The sequence below is a fragment of the Streptomyces sp. NPDC012769 genome, assembly GCF_042901205.1.
Lineage (GTDB): Bacteria > Actinomycetota > Actinomycetes > Streptomycetales > Streptomycetaceae > Streptomyces.
Map to the genome: position 1 here is coordinate 207772 of NZ_JBIBCP010000007.1, position 15222 is coordinate 222993.

General features: G+C 73.6%; 14 protein-coding genes. 5 read left to right on the forward strand and 9 right to left on the reverse strand.

Annotated features, from left to right (window positions below; all coding sequences use genetic code 11):
• Window positions 1-4: 4 nt before the first annotated feature.
• Genes ACFY7C_RS32185 through argC form a run of 4 tightly spaced genes read right to left on the reverse strand, consistent with a single transcriptional unit; the run spans window position 5 to window position 4309 of the window.
• The gene (locus ACFY7C_RS32185; RefSeq protein ID WP_389657489.1) at window positions 5-1201 is read right to left on the reverse strand and encodes an acetylornithine transaminase; all 1197 of its coding nucleotides are present in this window, start codon (window positions 1199-1201) and stop codon (window positions 5-7) included.
• A complete protein-coding gene (gene argB / locus ACFY7C_RS32190) occupies window positions 1201-2109 on the reverse strand; it encodes an acetylglutamate kinase (protein ID WP_389657492.1) in 909 nt (302 codons plus the stop codon). The genes ACFY7C_RS32185 and argB overlap by 1 nt, the downstream gene beginning before the upstream one ends.
• Window positions 2106-3272, reverse strand: a complete 1167-nt coding sequence (argJ, locus tag ACFY7C_RS32195; RefSeq protein WP_389657495.1) for a bifunctional glutamate N-acetyltransferase/amino-acid acetyltransferase ArgJ — start codon at window positions 3270-3272, stop codon at window positions 2106-2108. The genes argB and argJ overlap by 4 nt, the downstream gene beginning before the upstream one ends.
• Window positions 3269-4309, reverse strand: a complete 1041-nt coding sequence (gene argC / locus ACFY7C_RS32200) for an N-acetyl-gamma-glutamyl-phosphate reductase (protein ID WP_389657498.1) — start codon at window positions 4307-4309, stop codon at window positions 3269-3271. The genes argJ and argC overlap by 4 nt, the downstream gene beginning before the upstream one ends.
• 171 nt (window positions 4310-4480) lie before the next feature.
• On the opposite strand from argC, the gene ACFY7C_RS32205 reads away from it, so the two are divergent.
• Both ACFY7C_RS32205 and ACFY7C_RS32210 read left to right on the forward strand, forming a co-directional pair.
• Window positions 4481-5278 carry an RNA polymerase subunit sigma-70 gene (locus tag ACFY7C_RS32205; RefSeq protein WP_389657501.1) on the forward strand — a complete coding sequence of 266 codons (798 nt, stop codon included), beginning with the start codon at window positions 4481-4483 and terminating at the stop codon, window positions 5276-5278.
• 557 nt (window positions 5279-5835) lie between these two features.
• The gene (locus ACFY7C_RS32210; RefSeq protein WP_389657504.1) at window positions 5836-7437 is read left to right on the forward strand and encodes an ABC-F family ATP-binding cassette domain-containing protein; all 1602 of its coding nucleotides are present in this window, start codon (window positions 5836-5838) and stop codon (window positions 7435-7437) included.
• Here the strand turns inward: ACFY7C_RS32210 and ACFY7C_RS32215 are convergent.
• From ACFY7C_RS32215 to ACFY7C_RS32230, 4 genes are all read right to left on the reverse strand, one after another.
• A complete protein-coding gene (locus tag ACFY7C_RS32215; RefSeq protein ID WP_389657507.1) occupies window positions 7410-8645 on the reverse strand; it encodes a methyltransferase in 1236 nt (411 codons plus the stop codon). The two genes, ACFY7C_RS32210 and ACFY7C_RS32215, sit on opposite strands and share 28 nt — an antisense overlap.
• A 74-nt stretch (window positions 8646-8719) precedes the next feature.
• Window positions 8720-9295: a histidine phosphatase family protein gene (locus tag ACFY7C_RS32220; protein WP_389657510.1), complete on the reverse strand. Its 576-nt coding sequence runs from the start codon at window positions 9293-9295 to the stop codon at window positions 8720-8722.
• A gap of 69 nt (window positions 9296-9364) precedes the next feature.
• On the reverse strand, window positions 9365-9817 hold the full coding sequence (locus tag ACFY7C_RS32225; protein ID WP_389657513.1) for a GNAT family N-acetyltransferase: 453 nt from the start codon (window positions 9815-9817) through the stop codon (window positions 9365-9367).
• A gap of 102 nt (window positions 9818-9919) precedes the next feature.
• Complete coding sequence (locus tag ACFY7C_RS32230) at window positions 9920-11356, reverse strand: PLP-dependent aminotransferase family protein (protein ID WP_389657516.1); 1437 nt, start codon at window positions 11354-11356, stop codon at window positions 9920-9922.
• Here ACFY7C_RS32230 and ACFY7C_RS32235 point away from each other — a divergent pair.
• Both ACFY7C_RS32235 and ACFY7C_RS32240 read left to right on the forward strand, forming a co-directional pair.
• On the forward strand, window positions 11355-12404 hold the full coding sequence (locus ACFY7C_RS32235; protein WP_389657519.1) for a DMT family transporter: 1050 nt from the start codon (window positions 11355-11357) through the stop codon (window positions 12402-12404). The genes ACFY7C_RS32230 and ACFY7C_RS32235 overlap by 2 nt on opposite strands.
• Before the next feature lie 73 nt (window positions 12405-12477).
• Window positions 12478-12681 carry a DUF1918 domain-containing protein gene (locus ACFY7C_RS32240; RefSeq protein WP_389657522.1) on the forward strand — a complete coding sequence of 68 codons (204 nt, stop codon included), beginning with the start codon at window positions 12478-12480 and terminating at the stop codon, window positions 12679-12681.
• Window positions 12682-12810: 129 nt separating this feature from the next.
• Here the strand turns inward: ACFY7C_RS32240 and ACFY7C_RS32245 are convergent, their stop codons facing one another.
• Window positions 12811-14055 (reverse strand): glycoside hydrolase family 10 protein, encoded by a 1245-nt coding sequence (locus ACFY7C_RS32245; RefSeq protein ID WP_389657525.1) that lies wholly within the window; start codon window positions 14053-14055, stop codon window positions 12811-12813.
• A gap of 180 nt (window positions 14056-14235) precedes the next feature.
• On the opposite strand from ACFY7C_RS32245, the gene ACFY7C_RS32250 reads away from it, so the two are divergent.
• The gene (locus ACFY7C_RS32250; protein WP_389657528.1) at window positions 14236-15096 is read left to right on the forward strand and encodes a 3-hydroxybutyryl-CoA dehydrogenase; all 861 of its coding nucleotides are present in this window, start codon (window positions 14236-14238) and stop codon (window positions 15094-15096) included.
• Window positions 15097-15222: the final 126 nt, after the last annotated feature.

Here is a 15222-nt window from a genome sequence, read left to right on the forward strand (position 1 = left end):
CGTCTCATTCTCCGGTTCGTCCTTGCCCGTTCGCCACGTCGAGGACACCGGGCAGGGCCTGGAGGAAGGCGTCCACCTCCGCGTCGCCGATGACGAGCGGCGGCATGAGCCGTACGACATCGGGGGCGGGCGCGTTCACCAGGAGACCGGCGTCCTGAGCCGCCTGCTGCACCTGCGGCGCGAGGGACTCGGTGAGCACGATACCCAGCAGAAGGCCCGAGCCACGGACGTGGGAGACCAGTGGGTGACCCGAAGCCTCGATTCCGTCGCGCAGCTTCTCGCCGAGCCGCTTGACCTCGTCGAGGCGGCCGTCGGCGGCGAGGGTGTCGATCACGGCGAGTCCGGCGGCGCAGGCGACCGGGTTGCCGCCGAAGGTGGTGCCGTGGTGGCCGGGCGTGAACAGCTCGGCCGCCGCGCCGAAGGCGACGGTGGCGCCGATCGGCAGGCCGCCGCCGAGGCCCTTGGCCAGGGTGACGACATCGGGGTCGACGCCCTCGTGCGCCTGGTGCTCGAACCAGTGTCCGGTCCGGCCGATGCCGGTCTGGACCTCGTCGAGGACGAGCAGGGTGCCGGTGGCGCGGGTGATCTCCCGGGCGGCCTTCAGGTAGCCGGCGGGCGGGACGACGACGCCGTTCTCGCCCTGGACGGGCTCGATGATGACGAAGGCGGTGTCCTCGGTGACGGCGGCGCGCAGGGCGTCGACGTCTCCGTACGGGACGTGGGTGACGTCGCCGGGCAGCGGCAGGAACGGGGTCTGCTTGCCGGGCTGGCCGGTGAGGGCGAGGGCGCCCATGGTCCGGCCGTGGAAGCCGCCGCTGGTGGCGACCATGTGGCGCCGGCCGGTGAGCCGGCCGAGCTTGAAGGCGCCTTCGTTGGCCTCGGCGCCGGAGTTGCAGAAGAAGACCTTGCCGGGGCGGCCGAAGAGTCCGAGGAGGCGTTCGGCGAGGGCGACGGGCGGCTCGGCGACGAACAGGTTGGAGACGTGGCCGAGGGAGGCGATCTGCCGGGAGACGGCGTCGACGACGGCCGGGTGCGCGTGGCCGAGGGCGTTGACGGCGATGCCGCCGACGAAGTCGAGGTATTCCCTGCCGTCGGCGTCCCAGACCTTGGCGCCCTCGCCGCGGACCAGCGGCAGCCGGGGCGTGCCGTAGTTGTCCATCAGCGCGTCCTGCCACCGCTGGGTCAGGTCGGCGTTGCTCATCACGACTCCCCCTTCGTCTCGTCGGGCACGACCATCGTGCCGATGCCTTCGTCCGTGAAGATCTCCAGCAGGATCGAGTGCTGGACGCGGCCGTCGATGACGCGGGCCGTGGTGACGCCGTTGCGCACGGCGTGGAGGCAGCCCTCCATCTTGGGGACCATGCCGCTGGAGAGCTCGGGAAGGAGTTTCTCCAGCTGGCTCGCGGTGAGCCGGCTGATGACCTCGTCGCTGTGGGGCCAGTCCTCGTAGAGGCCCTCGACGTCGGTCAGGACCATCAGCGTTTCGGCGCCCAGCGCCGCAGCGAGTGCCGCAGCCGCCGTATCAGCATTGACGTTGTAGACATGGTCGTCGTCCTGGGAGCGGGCGATGGAGGAGACGACGGGGATCCGTCCGTCGTCGAGGAGCGCCTGGATGGCGCCGGTGTCGATGGCGGTGATCTCGCCGACCCGGCCGATGTCGACCGGCTCGCCCGCGATCACCGGCTGGTGTTTGGTGGCGGTGATGGTGTGGGCGTCCTCGCCGGTGAGGCCGACGGCGAAGGCGCCGTGCCGGTTGAGCAGGCCGACGAGCTCGCGCTGGACCTGGCCGGCGAGGACCATCCGTACGACGTCCATGGCCTCGGCGGTGGTGACCCTGAGGCCGGCCTTGAACTCGCTGACCAGGCCCGCCCGGTCGAGCGCCGCGCTGATCTGGGGGCCGCCGCCGTGCACGACGACCGGCTTGAGACCGGCGTGGCGCAGGAAGACGACGTCCTGGGCGAAGGCGGCCTTGAGGTCGTCGTCGATCATGGCGTTGCCGCCGAACTTGATGACGACGGTCTTGCCGTGGTGGCGGGTGAGCCAGGGCAGCGCCTCGATGAGGATCTGCGCCTTGGGCAGGGCCTTGTGCTTCCGCGTGGTGTTGGTCATGACGAGTACGCGCTGTTCTCGTGGACGTAGTCGGCGGTGAGGTCGTTGGCCCAGATGACGGCGGACTCGGACCCGGCGGCGAGGTCGGCGGTGATGACGACCTCCCGGTAGCGCATGTCGACGAGCTCGCGGTCCTCGCCGACGGAGCCGTTCCGGCACACCCAGACGCCGTTGATGGCGACGTTGAGCTCGTCGGGCTCGAAGGCGGCGGAGGTGGTGCCGATGGCGGAGAGCACCCGGCCCCAGTTGGGGTCCTCGCCGTGGATGGCGCACTTGAGGAGGTTGTTGCGGGCGATGGACCGGCCGACCTCGACGGCGTCGTCCTCGGTGGCCGCGTTGATCACCTCGATCCGGATGTCCTTGCTGGCGCCCTCGGCGTCACCGATGAGCTGGCGGGCGAGGTCGGCGCAGACCTCCCGCACGGCCTCGGCGAAGTCGTCCTGGGCCGGGGTGACGCCAGCGGCGCCGGAGGCGAGCAGGAGGACGGTGTCGTTGGTGGACATGCAGCCGTCGGAGTCGACCCGGTCGAAGGTGAGCCGGGTGGCCTGCCGGAGCGCGGAGTCCAGGTCCTTGGCGTCGACGTCGGCGTCGGTGGTGAGGACGACGAGCATGGTGGCGAGGCCGGGGGCGAGCATGCCCGCGCCCTTGGCCATGCCGCCGACCGTCCAGCCGTCCTTGCCGGCGACGGCGGTCTTGTGGACGGTGTCGGTGGTCTTGATGGCGATGGCGGCCTTCTCGCCGCCGTGCTCGGAGAGCTCGCCCGCGGCCTTCTCGACGCCGGGGAGGAGCTTGTCCATGGGGAGCAGGACGCCGATGAGGCCGGTGGAGGCGACGGCGACCTCGCCGGCGCCGATGACCGTGCCCTGGGCGCTGAGGACCTCGGCCACCTTCTCGGCGGTGGCGTGGGTGTCCTGGAAGCCCTTCGGGCCGGTGCAGGCGTTGGCGCCGCCGGAGTTGAGGACGACGGCGGTCAGCTCGCCGTCGGCGAGGACCTGCTGGGACCACAGGACGGGGGCGGCCTTGACGCGGTTGGAGGTGAAGACTCCCGCGGCGGCGCGGCGCGGCCCGGTGTTGACCACGAGGGCCAGGTCGGGGTTGCCGTTCTCCTTGATCCCGGCCGCGATGCCCGCGGCCGTGAATCCCTTCGCTGCGGTGACGCTCATGGAGCGACTCCAATCGTGGAAAGTCCGGTGTCCTCGGGCAGCCCGAGGGCGATGTTCATGCTCTGCACCGCGCCGCCGGCGGTGCCCTTGGTGAGGTTGTCGATGGCGCTGATCGCGATGATCCGGTGCACGGCCTCGTCGTAGGCGACCTGGACCTGTACGGCGTTGGAGCCCTGGACGGACGCCGTGGAGGGCCACTGGCCCTCGGGCAGCAGGTGGACGAACGGCTCGTCCGCGTAGGCCTTCTCGTACGCGGCGCGCAGGCTCTCGGCGGTGACGCCGGGCCGGGCGGGGGCCGAGCAGGTGGCGAGGATGCCGCGCGGCATGGGCACGAGGGTCGGCGTGAAGGACACGGCCACCCGTTCGCCGGCCACGGCGCTGAGGTTCTGGATCATCTCGGGGGTGTGCCGGTGGCCGCCGCCGACGCCGTACGGGGTGACGTTGCCCATGACCTCGCTGCCGAGCAGGTGCGGCTTGAGGGCCTTGCCCGCGCCGGAGGTGCCGGTGGCGGCGACGATCACCGCTTCCGGCTCGGCGAGCCCGTCCGCGTAGGCGGGGAAGAGCGCGAGCGAGACGGAGGTGGGGAAGCAACCGGGCACCGCGACGCGCTTGGACCCCTCCAGCGCGGCGCGGGCACCCGGCAGTTCGGGCAGGCCGTAGGGCCAGGTGCCGGCGTGGGGGGAGCCGTAGAACCTCTCCCAGTCGGCGGAGTCGGAGAGCCGGAAGTCGGCGCCCATGTCGATGACGAGCGTGTCCGGGCCGAGCTGCTCGGCGACGGCGGCGGACTGGCCGTGCGGGAGCGCGAGGAAGACGACGTCATGCCGACGGCCCCGGCCCGCGAGGACCTCGGCGGTGGTGTCCTCCAGGACGCGGTCGGCGAGCGGCAGCAGGTGCGGCTGGAGTCCGCCGAGTCGCTGACCGGCGTTGGAGTGGGCGGTCAGGGCGCCGATCTCGACCTGGGGGTGGGCGAGGAGCAGGCGCAGGAGCTCTCCGCCCGCGTATCCGCTCGCGCCCGCGACTGCTGCTCGTACCGTCATGGAAACCCTCCTCATGGATGGCATGACTATACGCGTGACCGCAGGTTTATGCAAAGACTTCCGCTGTCACATCCGCACGGCCCGGAGCGTCAGGGCACTGCACCGACGATTCCGCACGACCGCCGCCGGCGGTCCCGACGAGGAGTGAGGCCCGATGAGCGGTGAGGCCGGATGAACGAGGAGACCTTTCTGACCGCGCGGTTCGACGCGCAGGAGGAGCGGCTGCGGGCCGTGGCCCGGCGGATGCTCGGGGGGTGCGCGGAGGCGGACGAGGCCCTCGCCGAGGCGCGGGCGGAGGTCGGCGAGGGGCTGCGGGAGTGGCTGGTGACGGTGGTGGGGCGGGCGTGCGTGCGGCGGCTGCAGCGCCGGGCGGGCCTGGAGCCGCCGCGGGCGGCGGACCCGGACGGCGTGGATCCCGTCTGGCTCGGGCTGCTCGTCCTCCTGGAGGGTCTCGAGCGCGGCGAGCGTCTCGCCTATGTGCTGCACGACCTCTTCGGACTGTCCCTCGACGACACGGCGCGGATCACCGGCGGCACCCCCGAGGAGGCGGGCCGGCGCGCGAGGTCGGCCCGGCTGCGGGTGCGGGGCCCCGGTCCCGGTCCCGGCGGGGATCCGGCGCGGCAGCGGGCCGCGATGGAGCGCTTCCTGTCCGCCGCCCGCGCCCGCGACCCGCGCGCCCTCGCCGCCGCCCTCCACCCGGAGGTGGTGGCCCATTGCGCCCACGGCCCGGTCCACGGCGCCGGCGCGGTCGCCGAGCGGGCTGCGGTCGCCCTCGCCGGGACGGCCGGGACGGCCGGGACGATCCGACCGGCCCTGGTCGACGGCGCCCTCGGGGTGGTCGCCTTCACCGCCGGCCGCCCGGTCGTGGCGGTGGCCCTCACCCTGCGCGACGAGCGCATCACGGCCCTGGACATCACGACGGGCGAGGAGGGCGTACGGGCCCTGGAGCTGAGGTTCCCGGACGGCTGAGGGGTGGTGGGGCCGGAGGGCCGGTCGCGGCTCTACGCCTGCGGGGGCACGACTCTGGCGGCGGCCTCGCGACCTGCGGGGCCAGCCGGGGACGGCGGCTCGCCACCCGAGGGGGCCGGCCTCGCACACGGCGAGAGCGGCCTCTCTGCGCCGCTTCGGCCGGGCCGAGGCGGGGCGGGGAGGCCCTGCCCTACCTCGGGCCGGCGGGGCGGGCGGGGCTGGGCGGAGCGGTTCGGCCCGAGGCGGCTCGGCCCGAGGCGACTCGACCCGAGGCGGCTCGGAGCGGCCCAGACCGAAGCGGCTCGACCGCCCCGGGGGCTACGCCCTGCGCTACGGCCTGGCCCGGAGCGGCCCAGCCCAGAGCGGTTCGACCCCGTCCGCGGCGGGTCGGCCCCGCACCCGCCCCGTCCTCGACAGAGGCGCCCCGACCAAAATCGGATGCGCCCGGCCCGCCCCGCCCCTTACCCTCAGCCCCATGTCTACGCCCCGAATTTCCTAGCTGAGGACCCGCTACCACGCCACCCGTGTGTCCTTCAGTCTGTTCGGAGCGTTATCCCATGATCACCGTCCGCGGTGTCGACGTGCGCGTCGGCGCCCGTCTCCTGCTGTCCGATCTCTCCTTCCACATCGCGCCCGGCGACCGCGTCGGCCTCGTCGGCCGCAACGGCGCCGGGAAGACCACCCTCCTGCACACCCTGGCCGGGCTGCGCGCCCCGGCCGCCGGCAGCGTCGCGCGCACCGGTCCCGTCGCGCTTCTCGCGCAGGACTCGCGCGCCGCCGACCCCTCGGTGACGGTCACCGACCGCATCCTGTCGGCGCGGGGCATGGACGTCGCCGTCCGCCGGCTGCGCGAGGCCGCCGACCGGCTCGCCGAGCGGGCGGACGCCCGTGCGATGGACGCCTACGGCCGCGCCGAGGCCGCGTTCGAGGCCTGCGGCGGATACGCGGCCGAGGCCGAGGCGGCCCGGGTCGCCGCCGGTCTCGGGCTGCCCGCGGAGGCGATGGCGCGGCCCGTCGGCACCCTGTCGGGCGGACAGAAGCGGCGCGTCGAGCTGGCGCGGATCCTGTTCGCCGAGCACGGCCGCGAGGGCACGCTGCTCCTGGACGAGCCGACCAACCACCTCGACGCGGACTCGGTCGGCTGGCTGCGCGGCTTCCTCTCCGCGCACCAGGGCGGCCTGGTCGTCATCAGTCATGAACTCGACCTGATCGCCGCCACCGTCAACCGGGTCTTCCACCTCGACCCGCTGCGCACGACCGTCGACGTCCACAACACCGGCTGGGCCGCCTACCTCGCCCAGCGGGACGCCGACGAGCGCCGCCGGACCCGCGAGCGCGCCAACGCCGAGCGCAAGGCCGCGGCGCTGCACGCACGGGCCGACCGGATGAAGGCCCGCTCGTCGACCTCGGTCACCGCCCGCAGCATGGCCCGCCGGGCCGACCGGCTGCTGGACGGCCTGGAGGAGGTGCGACGTACCGACAAGGTGGCACGGATCCGGCTGCCGGAACCGGCGCCCTGCGGTCGTACGCCGCTGGGCGCGATCTCCCTCACCAAGGGGTACGGCTCCGGCCGGCCGGTCCTCGACGGGGTCGACCTCGCGGTGGACCGGGGCGGCCGGCTGGTCGTCCTCGGGCTCAACGGCGCGGGGAAGACGACCCTGCTGCGGCTGCTCGCGGGCCGCGAGACCCCCGACGCGGGGCGGGTGGTGCACGGACACGGCCTGCGGATCGGCTACTTCGCCCAGGAACACGAGACGCTCGACCCGGACCGCACGGTCCGGGAGAACCTGGCCGCGGCGGCGCCGGACCTGACCGACGGGGAGGTGCGGAGCGTGCTCGGCGCCTTCCTGTTCCGGGGCGACGACGCCGACAAGCCGGCCCGGGTCCTCTCGGGCGGCGAGAAGACCCGGCTCGCCCTGGCGGGTCTGGTGCACTCGGGCGCGAACGTGCTGCTGCTCGACGAGCCGACGAACAACCTCGACCCGGCCTCGCGCGACGAGGTCCTGGCCGCCGTGGGAACGTACCCGGGCGCGATCGTCATGGTGACCCACGACGAGGGTGCGATCGACGCGCTGCGTCCGGAGCGGGTGCTGCTGCTTCCGGACGCGGAGGAGGACCTGTGGAACGAGGGCTACCGGGAGCTGGTCACCCTCTCCTGACGGCCTTCACCCCTGCACCCCTGCACCCCTTCACCGCTTGACCGCTTCACCGCCTTCAGGACGACGAACTTCGGTTCGCTCGCGACCAGTTCGGCGTTGCCGAAGATCCGCCGCAGGGTGACGTGGTAGCCGAGGTGCCGGTTGCCGACCACCCACAGCTCCCCGCCGGACCGCAGGGCCCGGCGGGCGTCGGCGAACATGCGGCGGGCGGTGCGGTCGGTCGTGGCCTGGTGGCTGTGGAACGGCGGGTTGTTGAGTACCAGGTCGACCGACTCGGGCTCGGCATCGGCGAGGCCGTCCCCGACGACGAACCGGGCCTTGCGCCCCTCCCCCGCCTGCGTACGGAAGTTCTCCTCGGCGGAGGCGACGGCCTGGTACGACTCGTCGGTGAAGAGCAGCTCGGCCTCCGGCTCGGCGAGCGCGACGGCGAGCCCGACGACGCCGTTGCCGCAGCCGAGGTCGACGACCGTGGACCGGCCGAGGCCCGTGGGCAGGTTCCGCAGCAGGAAGCGGGTGCCGATGTCGAGCCGGTCGGCGCAGAAGACGCCGGCCTGGTTGACGACGGTGCGCCCGGCGAGCCCGGCCGGCGCGTCCGCCGGCAGCGCGTACCGGTACGGCCAGGGGTTCTCGCCCCGCGCCGCTCCGGGCGCGGGCGTGGTGTGGATGAGCCGGGCCTTCTTCACGGCGAGGGAGGTGCGGGTGGGGCCGAGGATCGTCTCGAACAGCTTCAGCGTCGAGGTGTGGATCTCCTTCACCATGCCCGTGCCGACGATCACCGTCCCCTCGTGCACGGCGGGGGCGAGCCGGTGCAGCTGGTCCTCCAGGAGCGCGAGGCTCTTGGGCACGCGGACGAGCAGCACGTCGACCCGCTCGGGCGGCGGGTCCTGCGTCGTGAGCAGCCGTACCGCGTCCGGGGCGGCCCCCGAGCGGGCCAGGTTCTCGCCGGTGGCGCTCCTCCCGAGGTACGAGTCGGAGATCTGCACCAGTTCTCCGGTGCCCGCGCAGGCGCCGGCGCCGGCGAGCGCGGTGACGAGCGCGCCCCACCGGTCCCCCACCACGACGACGGTCCCGGACAGATCGGTGCCGGCCTCGGCGAGGTGGTCGAGCAGATACGCGTCGGCGGCGTCCCAGGCGCGCAGCGGGTCGCGCGGGTCGGCGGGGAAGCGGGTGAGCGGGAAGGTGCCCCATGACGTGGTCAGACGGTTCATCGTGCCCCCAGGCTAGCCGGTCGGGCACCGCCCACCGGACGCCGCCGGACGCCCCGCCCACCCCGGCTCGTCCCTCAGCCCACCGCCGCCCCCAACTGCAGGTGCCACAGCCCCGGCCGACCCGTCAGGGTGACGGTCGACAGCGGGCGGACGTCGACGTTCCAGTACGTGGCGGGCGGGGCCTTCAGGGCGTAGACGAGGGCGGCGCGCACCACGGCGGGTTCGGCGACGGCGACGATCGCGCCGTCGTCGGCGGGCCGGGTGTCGAGCCAGCCGCCGACCCGGACGATGAAGGACAGCAGCGTCTCGCCGCCGTGCGGGGCGGTGCGCGGGTCGGTGAGCCAGGCGTCGACGGCCGCCGGTTCGAGGGCGGCGACCTCGGCGAGGGTGAGTCCGCGCCAGCGGCCCATGTCGCAGTCGCGCAGGGCCGGCTGCGCGAGCGGGGCGTAGCCGAGGGCGGTGCCGGTGGCGCGGCTGCGCGGGGTCGGGGAGCAGTAGCGGAGCTCGGCCGCGCCGAGCGGAATCAGCCGGGGCGCGGCGAGCTGCACCTCGTACCAGCCGGCCTCGTCGAGCGGCCGGTCGTCGTCGAAGCGTTCGGCGAGCAGGGAGGAGCTGCGCGCCGCCGCGACGAGCGTGACCCGAAGACCCATGGCCGCGATCGTGAGGCCGGTGGGTCAGCAGGTCAAGGGGTCATTTCCCGGCTCGGAGCGAATCGTGACTCACTGCTGTCCGAGAGCCATCCAGATGTCCGGATTCCGCAGTGGCGCGAATCCGACCTTCTCGTACACGCCGTGGGCGTCGGCGGTGGCGAGCATGATGCGGCGCAGCCCGTACGGCTCCAAGTGGTCGCGGACGGCGGCGGCCAGGGCGGTGCCGAGGCCGGTGCCGCGGGCCGGCCGGTCGACGTAGACGTCGCAGAGCCAGGCGAAGGTGGCGTAGTCGGTGACGACCCGGGCATAGGCGGCCATCGCGCCGCTCCGCCGGTCGTAGGCCCCGAAGTTGAGGGATCCGGCGATGGCCCGGTCCTGCTTTTCCCGAGGTCGGCCCATGGCCCAGTAGGAGTCGGTGGAGAGCCAGTGGTGGACGCGGGCGGCGTCGATGCGGGCGGGGTCGGCTGAGATCTCGTACGCCCCGTGCATGACGGTGTCGTACGCGGCTGCGGAGTCGCTCATGGGCGCAGGGTGCCAGGGCCGCGGTCCCGTGTCAGGCGAATATCCCCGGGGCGATGGCCACCGCGGGGACCGCGACGGCCGCGGCGGGAACCGCCTCCCGCCTCACCCGGTGAGCTCGTCGATCGCGGTCCGCAGCCGGCGGACGCCCTCGATGATCTCCGCGGGCCCGGCGACACCCGCGAAACTCAGCCGGATGTGGCCGGCGGGCGGTTCGGCGGCGAAGTAGGGGCGGCCGGGGGCGACGGCGACTCCGGCGCGCAGGGCGGTGGGGAGGAGCGCCGCTTCGGGGAGGGTGTCGGGGAGGCGGAGCCAGAGGTGGTAGCCGCCGGACGGGATGTGGGGCAGGGCGAGTTCGGGGAGGTGGAGCGCGACGGCGCCGGTCATGGTGTCGCGGCGGTTCTTCAGCTCCTGGGTGACCGCCCTCAGGTGGCGGCTCCAGGCGGGCGAGCCGACGAGTTCGAGGGCGGCTTCCTGGAGGGGGCGGGGGACGAAGAAGCTGTCGACGACCTGGATGGCGCGGAGCCGTTCGAGGACGGGGCCGCGGGCGGCGAGGGCGCCGACCCGGAGGCTCGCCGAAGTGATCTTGGTAAGGGAGCAGACGTGGACGACGACGCCGTCGGGGTCGTCGGCGGCGAGGGTCGGGGGCAGCGGGGCGGAGTCCTCGTGGACGAGGCGGCGGGCGAAGTCGTCCTCGATGACGAAGGCGCCGGCGGCGCGGGCGATGCGCACGACGGCGGCCCGCCGTTCGACGGGGAGGGCCGCGCCGGTGGGGTTCTGGAAGAGCGGCTGGCAGACGACGACGCGGGCGCCGGTGGCACGGAAGGCGGCTTCGAGGAGGTCGGGGCGGATGCCGTCGGCGTCGGTGGGGACGGGGACGGGGCGCAGTCCGGCGGAGCGGGCGACGGCGAGCATGCCCGGATAGGTGGGCGATTCGACGAGGACGGGGGTGCCGGGCGGGGCGAGGGCGCGCAGGGCGGTGGTGAGGGCGGACTGGCCGCCCGCGGTGATGAGGATCTCGGCGGCGGTGACGCTGCCGCCGACCTCGCGGGCGAACCAGGCGCGCAGGTCGGTGAGACCGTCGGCAGGCGGCCGGCCCCAGGCGCCGGGGCGGCGGCCGGCCCGGGCGAGGGCGGCGGCGAGGGCGCGTTCGGGCTGGAGGACGGGGTGGAGGTAGCCGCCGTTGAACTCGACGACGCCGGGCGGCGGCGCGGCGAGGGTGACGAGGACGCCGGAGGCGTCGACGGACCGGGGGACGAGTTCGGTGGCCGTGTCGGCGCTGAGGGCGAGCTCCTGCCAGGAGGTGTCTCCGGCGGCGGGGGCGGCGGTGCGGGTGTCGGCGCGGTAGGCGCCGGCGCCGGGCCGGGTGACGACGAGGCCTTCGGAGGCGAGCTGGGCGAGGGCGCGGGTGACGGTGACCGGGGAGACGCGATAGCGCTCGACGAGGGCCCGACTCGACGGCAGCTTCTCCCCTGGGGAGTAGCGGTTGAGCTCCGCCTTCAGGGATTTCGCCAGGCCCGCGACACTGCTACGCTCGTGCATGACAGCACAGAATAGCGCTACTACTCCGAGCACGATAGCGGTCGCGACTCCCCGAGACGCCGCCGGATCGACCGGCCCCGCGTCCGTCGCTGCCCCCGTCGCCGCCGGAGCCACCACGGACGGGTCCACGGCCACCGGATCCACGGCCACCGGATCCACGGCCGACGGGTCCCCGGCCGACGGATCCCCGGCCGCGAGCCGGGGCACCCTGCTCGCCGCGCTCGGCGTGCTCTCCTTCTCGCTGACCTTCCCCTCCACCGTCTGGGGCCTGGAGAGCTTCGGCCCCTGGTCTCTGGTCGCCGTCCGCTCGGTGCTCGCCGCGCTGATCGCGGGCGCCTTCCTCCTGGTGGGCCGGGTGCCGCTGCCGGAGCGGCGCCACTGGGCCGGGCTCGCCGTTGTCGCGGGCGGTGTGGTGGTCGGCTTCCCGCTCCTGACGACCCTGGCGCTGCAGACCTCGACCACCTCGCACGCCGCCGTCGTGGTGGGTCTGCTGCCGCTCACCACGGCGACCTTCGCCGCGATCCGCACGGGGCGACGCCCGTCCCGTACGTTCTGGATCGCGGCGGTCTCCGGAGCCGTGGTCGTGCTCGCCTTCACCCTCCAGCAGAGCGGCGGCGCGCTGTCGACCGGCGACCTCTACCTGTTCGGCGCGCTGCTGGTGTGCGCCGCCGGCTACACCGAGGGCGGCCGGCTCGCGCGGCTGATGCCGGGCTGGCAGGTGATCGGCTGGGCGCTGGTGTTCTGTCTGCCGCTGATGGCGGTGGGCTCGGCGGTGGCCCTCGCACACGAGCCGGTGCGTCTGACGGCGCACGGTGTCGTCGGGCTCGTCTGGGTGGCGGCCGGCTCCACCTTCTTCGGCCTGTACGTCTGGTACCGGGGCATGGCGGCGATCGGCATCCCGCGCGCCAGCCAGCTCCAGCTCGCCCAGCCGCTGCTCACGCTGTTCTGGTCGGTGACCGTGCTCGGGGAGGACCTCGCCCCGGCGGCCCCGGTCGCGGCCGTGGCGGTGCTCGTCTGCATCGCGGTGACCCAGCGGGCGAAGAGCTGAGACGCGGGTCACAATGACAGGAGTGAAAGCCGTAGTCCGGAGTAGGTCGAGCCCGGCCGCGAGGAGGTCACCGATGCGTGCGTCCGAGGGCGACAAGCTGGTGGTGCACGGCCGTACGGTCGGTCACCACGACCGCACGGCCAAGGTCCTGGAGGTACTGGGCGAGAACGGCAGCCCGCCGTACCGCGTCAAGTTCGACGACGACGGCCACGAGGCCCTGATGTCGCCGGGCCCCGACACCGTCGTACGCCATAAGGCGGAGGCCGGGGGCCAGTAGCCCCCGGGTCCGCGCGGTCCCGGCCCTCAGAGACCCGGGACCTCACGATGACGTGGCCCTCAGGAGACCTGGCCCTCACGAACCCTGTGCTCAGAGACCTCAGAGACCCGGTCCTCGGAGACCCGGCTCTCAGGCCTCGATGGCGGCGGTGAGCGCGCCCAGCGGGTCCTTGGCGACCTCGCGGGCCGCGAAGTAGACGTGCCCGCCGACGTTCGGATAGCGCCGGGCCAGTTCGACGTGGCGCGCCAGCTCCCGGGAGTCCTGCCAGGCCGCGGGCTGCGCCGGGTCGCCGACCTTGTACAGGGCTTCGCCGAGGTAGAGGCGGACGCCGGTGCCCCGGACGACCCCGTCCCACCAGGGCACGAGCTTGGCGTAGTCGGTCGCGGCGGCGCCGATGTGCCAGTAGAGCTGCGGGACGACGTAGTCGATCCAGCGCTCCCGGATCCAGCGGCGGGTGTCGGCGTACAGGTCGTCGTAGGTCTGCACGGTCGGGCCGGTGTCGGAGCCGGCCGGGTCGGTGGAGGCGTTGCGCCAGACCCCGAAGGGGCTGACGCCGAAGGCGACGTCGGGCTTGACCTCCTTGATCCGCGCCGCCATCTCGGAGACGAGCAGATCCGTGTTGTGGCGCCGCCACGCCGCCCGGTCCGTGAACCCCGCCCCGTACCTCCGGAACGTCTCGTCGTCGTCGAGCCGCTGTCCCGGCACGGGGTACGGGTAGAAGTAGTCGTCCCAGTGGAGGGCGTCGATGTCGTAGCGGCGTACGGCGTCGAGCATGGCGTCCTGGACGTGGCGCCGGACCTCGGGCACGCCCGGGTCGTAGAAGAGCTTGCCGTCGTAGGTGAGGGCCCACTCGGGATGCCGCCGCACGGGGTGGCCCGCGGCGAGCCGGGCGGGGTCCGCGTGGAAGGCGACGCGGTACGGATTGCACCAGGCGTGCAGCTCCAGGCCGCGGGCGTGCGCCTCCGCCACGGCCGTGCCGAGCGGGTCCCAGCCGGGGTCCTTGCCCTGGACACCGGTGAGGCACTGCGCCCAGGGCTCGTACGGGGAGGGCCACAGGGCGTCGGCGGAGGGGCGGATCTGGAGGACGACGGCGGTCATCCGGCGCCGTACGGCGAGGTCCAGCAGGGCTTCGAGCTCCGCGCGCTGCTCGGCGGCGGGGAGGCCGGGCCGGGAGGGGAAGTCGCGGTTGCCGATCGTGGCGATCCACATGCCCCGGAAGGCGGCCGGGGCCCGCCCGTCCCCGTCGTCCCGCTCGCCGGCGTGGCCGACGGCGGTCTCCGCACCCGCCCCGGCAGCCGTCCCGGCGCCCGTGCCGACGGCGAGTGCCGTCAGCGTGATTCCGGCCACGAACCCTCTTCTACCGATCGGCGGCATTTGTCACCCCTGGCCTTCCTTGGATATCGGATACGTCACAGCCCCTGGGACAGCATGCCCACCCCAGAACGATCGATCATCTGCTCCGTCGGGAGTAACGTCGTGGAGTCGAGGCGGTCGCACCGGAATCACACGGGCCCGCCGCCAGCAATGAGCGAAAGGCACGAGGTGACGGACTCCATGGCCGACATTGAGCGCGTCGGAGTGGTGGGCTGCGGCCAGATGGGCGCGGGCATCGCGGAGGTGTGTGCCCGCAGCGGTCTCGAGGTGAAGGTCGCCGAGACCACCGGCGAGGCGCTGGAGATCGGCCGTACGCGGCTCTACAACTCGCTCGCCAAGGCCGCCGAACGCGGCAAGATCAGCGACGAGGAGCGCGACGCCACCCTGGCGCGGCTCAGCTTCACCACCGACCTGGGCGAGTTCGCCGACCGTGACCTCGTGATCGAGGCGGTCGTGGAGAACGAGCAGATCAAGACCGAGATCTTCCAGGTGCTCGACCAGGTGGTGACCCGGCCGGACGCCATCCTGGCCTCCAACACCTCCTCCATCCCGCTGGTGAAGCTGGCCGTGGCGACCTCGCGCCCCGACCACGTGATCGGCATCCACTTCTTCAACCCGGCGCCGGTGCAGAAGCTCGTCGAGCTGATCCCCGCCCTCACCACCTCCGAGGGCACGATCAGCCGGGCGCAGCTGTTCGCCGAGAAGACCCTCGGCAAGCACGCGATCCGCGCGCAGGACCGCTCGGGCTTCGTGGTGAACGCACTGCTCGTGCCGTATCTGCTGTCCGCGATCCGGATGTTCGAGTCGGGCATCGCGAGCCGCGAGGACATCGACAACGGCATGGAGTTCGGCTGCGCCCACCCGATGGGGCCGCTGAAGCTGTCGGACCTGATCGGTCTGGACACGATCGCCTCGATCGCCGACTCGATGTACGCCGAGTACAAGGAGCCCCTGTACGCCGCTCCCCCGCTGCTCCAGCGGATGGTGGACGCGGGCCGTCTGGGCCGCAAGACCGGTTCGGGTTTCTACCCGTACTCCTGACCGCGGAGTGCTTCACGCACCTCCGCTGCCACCGGACGGCCCGTACACCGCACAGGTACGGGTCGTCCGGCCTTTTGCGCCCCGTCCGGCCTTTTCCGCGCCCCGCCGGGCCTTTTCCGCGCCCCG

Coding starts and splice junctions, on each gene's coding strand:
- ACFY7C_RS32250 (WP_389657528.1), top strand. CDS start 14,236: ATGGCCGACATTGAGCGCGTCGGAGTGGTGGGCTGCGGCCAGATGGGC.
- argB (WP_389657492.1), bottom strand. CDS start 2,109: ATGACCAACACCACGCGGAAGCACAAGGCCCTGCCCAAGGCGCAGATC.
- ACFY7C_RS32185 (WP_389657489.1), bottom strand. CDS start 1,201: ATGAGCAACGCCGACCTGACCCAGCGGTGGCAGGACGCGCTGATGGAC.
- ACFY7C_RS32230 (WP_389657516.1), bottom strand. CDS start 11,356: ATGCACGAGCGTAGCAGTGTCGCGGGCCTGGCGAAATCCCTGAAGGCG.
- ACFY7C_RS32225 (WP_389657513.1), bottom strand. CDS start 9,817: ATGAGCGACTCCGCAGCCGCGTACGACACCGTCATGCACGGGGCGTAC.
- ACFY7C_RS32215 (WP_389657507.1), bottom strand. CDS start 8,645: ATGAACCGTCTGACCACGTCATGGGGCACCTTCCCGCTCACCCGCTTC.
- ACFY7C_RS32240 (WP_389657522.1), top strand. CDS start 12,478: ATGCGTGCGTCCGAGGGCGACAAGCTGGTGGTGCACGGCCGTACGGTC.
- ACFY7C_RS32205 (WP_389657501.1), top strand. CDS start 4,481: ATGAACGAGGAGACCTTTCTGACCGCGCGGTTCGACGCGCAGGAGGAG.
- argC (WP_389657498.1), bottom strand. CDS start 4,309: ATGACGGTACGAGCAGCAGTCGCGGGCGCGAGCGGATACGCGGGCGGA.
- ACFY7C_RS32220 (WP_389657510.1), bottom strand. CDS start 9,295: ATGGGTCTTCGGGTCACGCTCGTCGCGGCGGCGCGCAGCTCCTCCCTG.
- ACFY7C_RS32245 (WP_389657525.1), bottom strand. CDS start 14,055: ATGCCGCCGATCGGTAGAAGAGGGTTCGTGGCCGGAATCACGCTGACG.
- ACFY7C_RS32235 (WP_389657519.1), top strand. CDS start 11,355: ATGACAGCACAGAATAGCGCTACTACTCCGAGCACGATAGCGGTCGCG.
- argJ (WP_389657495.1), bottom strand. CDS start 3,272: ATGAGCGTCACCGCAGCGAAGGGATTCACGGCCGCGGGCATCGCGGCC.
- ACFY7C_RS32210 (WP_389657504.1), top strand. CDS start 5,836: ATGATCACCGTCCGCGGTGTCGACGTGCGCGTCGGCGCCCGTCTCCTG.